Raw genomic sequence first — 4,430 nt, 5'->3', positions numbered from 1 at the left:
CCCGGCTGTCCGCCCGGCTGCTGGTCGCCGCTGACGGTTCGCGGTCCTCTGTGCGGGGACTGCTCGGGATCGAGGCAAGCTCCAGAAGCTACCCGGACCACTACGTCATGGGCGATTTCGAAGCCGCCGGCGATCATTGCCAGGAGGCCGTGCTGTATCTCGAAGCCGACGGCATCGTGGAGTCCTTTCCACTGCCGGGCGGTGTCCGCCGCTGGGTGGCGAGAGTGAACCGGGCCGCCCTGGTGCCGGACCCCTCCGAGTTGGCCCGGATCGTGCACCGCCGCACAGGAGTCCGTCCGGATCCGGACACCAACACGATGCTCAGCGCTTTCAGCCCGCGTTCGTCCATGGCAGGGAGGTCTGTCGCTGGACGGGCAGTCCTGATCGGTGATGCCGCCCACGAAATCAGCCCGATCGGCGGGCAGGGAATGAATCTTGGCTGGCTCGATGCAGCAGAACTGGCGCCGGTTATCTGCGCCGCGCTGGCCGGGGAACCCGTGGGACGCCGCTTGCAGGCTTACGCGGCCGGACGCCGGAAGGCGGCCAGGGTGGCGCGGTGGCAATCCGAAGTGAACATGACGCTCGGCCGGCCCTTGCCCCGGCCTCTCCTGACCCTGAGAAGCCTCGCCATCGGAGCCGTTGCCGGTGTCCCCGCCGCAAACAGGCTGGTGGCCCGGCGGTTTACCATGCAATGACGGTGCAGGAGCCGCCGGCGCCGTGTCCGTCAGGAGTTCAGGAAGTAGCAGTCGTAGCTGTCCTGGCTGACGATCCTGCCGTCACGCACTTCAAAGACTGATGTCGTCCGGGCGCGGAGGGTCTCCCCTGCGTCCCAGTGCCGCAGGTCCATCAGCAACGTGGCAGACCAGTCGGCTTCGACAACAACGCGGCCGCCCTCGCACGTGGTCCGCCGGACATCGAACTTCTGGCCGGACACCACCTGGGCACTCTGATCCGCGCCGGCAAGGATCTGTTCCAGCGTCCGGGTGGAGCCTTCCGGAGCGAGCAGATGCGGGGCCTCCATCAGCGTAAAATCCTCTGCAAGGAAGCGCCGGATGGCTGCGCCTCCCCCTCCTGCTTCAAGGGTCCGGACAAATTCCAGGACGTGCTCCCGAGGTGAGGTTTCCGTCGCATTCAGTTCAGCCATGGATTCGACACTAGCTGAACCGGCCCCCGGCATGCCTCCCCGATTATAGGATTTCAGCATGACCACCGCCGCTCCGCCCACACCGTTCACGCCTGCGCAGCTCCGGGAATGCGTGCAGGAGATTCTCTCAGCAGAGTCATTGCCGCCTATTGTCCAGGCCGGCCACCCGGTGCTGCGCCAGGAGGCTGCCCCGTTCGATGGCCAGATCAGCCCTGAAGAGCTCGAGCAGCTGATAGCCGTGATGCGCCGCGTGATGCATGAGGCCCCCGGCGTCGGTCTTGCCGCACCGCAACTCGGGATTCCGCTCCAGCTGGCCGTTTTGGAGGACCAGTACGACGTCGATCCGGAGGCGGCGGCGGTACGCCACCGCACCCCGCTGGATTTCCTGGCCATCCTTAATCCGCGGTACAGCCCGGTCGGAGACCGGACCGCCGCGTTCTTTGAAGGGTGTCTCTCCCTCAGCGGACTCCAGGCCGTGGTGGTCCGCCATGAGCGCGTGCTGCTTCAGTTCCAAACACCCGGGGGCCTGGGTTCGGAACGCGAGTTCGAGGGCTGGCAGGCCCGGATTGTCCAGCACGAGACCGACCACCTGCACGGCACCCTGTACGTGGACCGCGCGGAGCTGAGATCGCTGAGCGGAAATGCCGAGTACGCAGCCCACTGGGCCGAGCCCGGCATCGCAAAGGCCCGAGCAGCCCTGGGTTTTCTGCCCTGACGTCCGCGACGACGCTCAGCCCTGCACTTCTCCCGCCGGATTGGCTGCTGTGGGGAGGAACCTTGCCCACCAGTCCAGGACGTGCTCAAAGCGTTGGCGGCGGTGGTTAGGCGTACCTGAGCGCGAGAGTTCATGGTCTTCACCGGGAAAAACCAGGAGTCCGGTCTCGACGCCGCGCCGTTTCAGGGCCGTGTAGTAGCGCTGTCCCTGTTCCAGCGGGCACCGGAGATCGTCTTCGCTGTGGACCACCAGGGTGGGGGTCCGTACCCGGTCTACATGGTGGAGGGGGCTCTGGGCAGCAACACCGGCGGCCGACTCACCAAGATATTCGTGCCCGAAATACCAGCCAATATCGGCTGTTCCTTCAAAGCTGACCGGATCCAGGAATCCTCGCTCCACAATGGCCGCTGCGAACCGGTGGTCATGCGCAATGGTCCATGCGGTGAGGTACCCGCCGTACGAGCCGCCCATGATTCCCAGCCTGCCGGCATCCAGTGCCGGGAATTTTGCCAGGGCGCCGTCGAGGAAGGCGAGGATGTCCTGCCGGTCGTCGGTGCCGAACCGGCCTTTGATGGCCAGCCCATGGTCCCTGCCATAACCTGCGGAGCCCCGCGGATTGCACATCAGGACGGCGTAGCCCGCCGCGGCGTAGATCTGGGCTTCGTCGAAGAGCCCCACGGTGAACTGTGCAAACGGACCCCCATGGATGTTCAGCAGGACCGGGTGCGGGCCTTTGCCAGGCGGACGGACCAGCCATCCATGGACGGGATAGCCGTCCGGCGCGTCAAAGGTCAGCTCCACCGGAACCACCAGGTCGGCCTGGGTCCGCAGGCCTGCCGAAAAGTCGGTCAGCAGCCGCAGCTGACCGTCGTCGAGCACTGCCAGATCCCCGGTTGTCGACGGATCGCTGAACGCGGCAACAAGCGAACCGCCTGCCCAGGCCGCACCGGACACCACCTTGTCCCCGTGCACCAGGAGGGCGTGCCCGCCGGTGGCGCCCAACTCGAGCAGCTCCACGGTGCCCTGCGCGTTATTGAGCACCAGGGCGCGGTCCGGGCCCCGGAGTTCTATCCGGCTTCCTGGAGCGGAGACATCCATGATGTCAGGGTCGCTGAGCGGCACCGGTGTCCCTCCGCCAACCGGGAGGCAATACAGTACGGAATTCCGTGCCACGAAATCCCTGCCCGATGCGCCCAGATCCTGGGCAACGTAGAACAGCCAGTTGCCATCCCGTGACTGCCGGACAGCCAGCACCTTGCGGGCAGGCGAGTCCGGCGGTTCTACGGCGAGCGGCTCTCCTCCCGTGACGGGGACCCTATAAATGCGGGTGGACAGATCTGGATCGTTCGCTGGCTCGTCGGCAATGAAATAGACCCAGGATCCATCCGCACTGATTGTCCCGCCGCTCAGGTCGGCCGCGAAGGACGTCAGTAAGCGGACGGCCGGCACTGATGCGCGCTGTCCCTCTCCGGAGTGCTTCATGTGGCTGCCCGGGGGCCGGACCGGAGGCTCGGCTCCGAGTTCGGGGACGTCCACCACGAACAGCCGGCGCGGTTTATCCCGGGTATATCCCACACCGTTCAGGCGGTACTGAAAGGAATCGATGAACCGCGGCTCCTCTGCCTCCGGGGCCACTTCCCCGCTGCTGCCATAGCGTCCCGGATCAGGCTCACGGGAGCAGAACACAATCCGGTGGGAATCCGGTGACCAGGAGAAATCCTCCACGCCCAGGAGCCTGTCCGTGATGACCTGCGGCTCGCCTCCAGCGGCTTCCACGACGCAGAGTTGGGCCTTCGAGGACCGGGCGTCCGTCCGGAGGAACGCCAGCACCAGGCCGTCGGGCGAGAAGGCCGGGGCAGTGTCCCGGAAACCCCTGCTGATCCGTCGTGGCAGTTGCTCCGGGTCCAGCGGAACATTCCATAGTTGGCCCACAGCGGAGTCAGCAACAAAATCCGGGCGGGTCACCGAGACCACGGCCCGGCTGCCATCGGGATGAACTGCCGGGGCGGAGACGGAATTCAGCAGGGGGAGATGTTCAGGCTTCACCCACGTGAGCCTAACGTGCCTGCCCCATAGGATGGTGCCTATGTCATCCACCCCTCCCCTGCTGCGCTGTCCTGTCTGCCGGGGCCCCCTTAATGGTTCCGATAACCCGGGCGCGGCTCGCGGGGCCCTGGCGTGCGGGTCCGGGCACAGCTTCGACGCAGCGCGTCAGGGGTACTACAACCTGCTGGTCGGAAAGGGCACAGTTTTCGAAGCTGACACCCCGGACATGGTGGCGGCCCGGTTCAATTTCCTTGAGGCCGGGCACTACCGTCCCTTGGCGGAAGCCGTCGCAGGTACCATCGCCCGCCTGGTTCCCCCTCGGGGGAAATTTACCGTCCTCGACTCCGGAACAGGGACGGGGCAGTACCTCCGGGCAGTGCTCGATGAGGTACGGCGGGCGACTGACAACTGCACCGCCGTCGCGCTGGACATCTCGAAGTTCGCGCTTCGCCGCGCCGCCCGGCTCAATCCGGAGGCCCTCTGCCTCGCCTGCGATGTGTGGCAGCCCCTGCCCGTGGCTGACGC

5 protein-coding genes are annotated in these 4,430 nt (G+C 66.2%); 3 read left to right on the top strand and 2 right to left on the bottom strand.

What is annotated here, in order from left to right:
- Window positions 1-695: FAD-dependent oxidoreductase (locus tag DBR22_RS24760; protein ID WP_258229290.1), on the top strand; the 695-nt coding region annotated here is incomplete at its 5' end.
- 29 nt (window positions 696-724) lie between these two features.
- Here the strand turns inward: DBR22_RS24760 and DBR22_RS18365 are convergent.
- Complete coding sequence (locus DBR22_RS18365; protein ID WP_108600194.1) at window positions 725-1,144, bottom strand: nuclear transport factor 2 family protein; 420 nt, start codon at window positions 1,142-1,144, stop codon at window positions 725-727.
- A gap of 58 nt (window positions 1,145-1,202) precedes the next feature.
- Here DBR22_RS18365 and DBR22_RS18360 point away from each other — a divergent pair, with 58 nt between their 5' ends.
- A complete protein-coding gene (locus DBR22_RS18360; RefSeq protein WP_108600193.1) occupies window positions 1,203-1,859 on the top strand; it encodes a peptide deformylase in 657 nt (218 codons plus the stop codon).
- Between the two features lie 15 nt (window positions 1,860-1,874).
- On the opposite strand, the gene DBR22_RS18355 is transcribed toward DBR22_RS18360, so the two are convergent.
- A complete protein-coding gene (locus tag DBR22_RS18355) occupies window positions 1,875-3,905 on the bottom strand; it encodes a S9 family peptidase (RefSeq protein WP_108600192.1) in 2,031 nt (676 codons plus the stop codon).
- A gap of 40 nt (window positions 3,906-3,945) precedes the next feature.
- Here DBR22_RS18355 and DBR22_RS18350 point away from each other — a divergent pair.
- Window positions 3,946-4,430: putative RNA methyltransferase (locus DBR22_RS18350; protein WP_375134991.1), on the top strand; the 485-nt coding region annotated here is incomplete at its 3' end.

The sequence above is a fragment of the Arthrobacter sp. HMWF013 genome (assembly GCF_003061105.1).
Classification (GTDB): Bacteria; Actinomycetota; Actinomycetes; order Actinomycetales; family Micrococcaceae; genus Arthrobacter.
Note: the sequence above shows the minus strand (reverse complement) of the source record. Positions and strands in the feature narration are given on the sequence as shown.

Excerpts from the sequence above, each read along its gene's own strand:
- DBR22_RS18365 (WP_108600194.1), bottom strand. The coding sequence starts at position 1,144 with ATGGCTGAACTGAATGCGACGGAAACCTCACCTCGGGAGCACGTCCTG.
- DBR22_RS18360 (WP_108600193.1), top strand. The coding sequence starts at position 1,203 with ATGACCACCGCCGCTCCGCCCACACCGTTCACGCCTGCGCAGCTCCGG.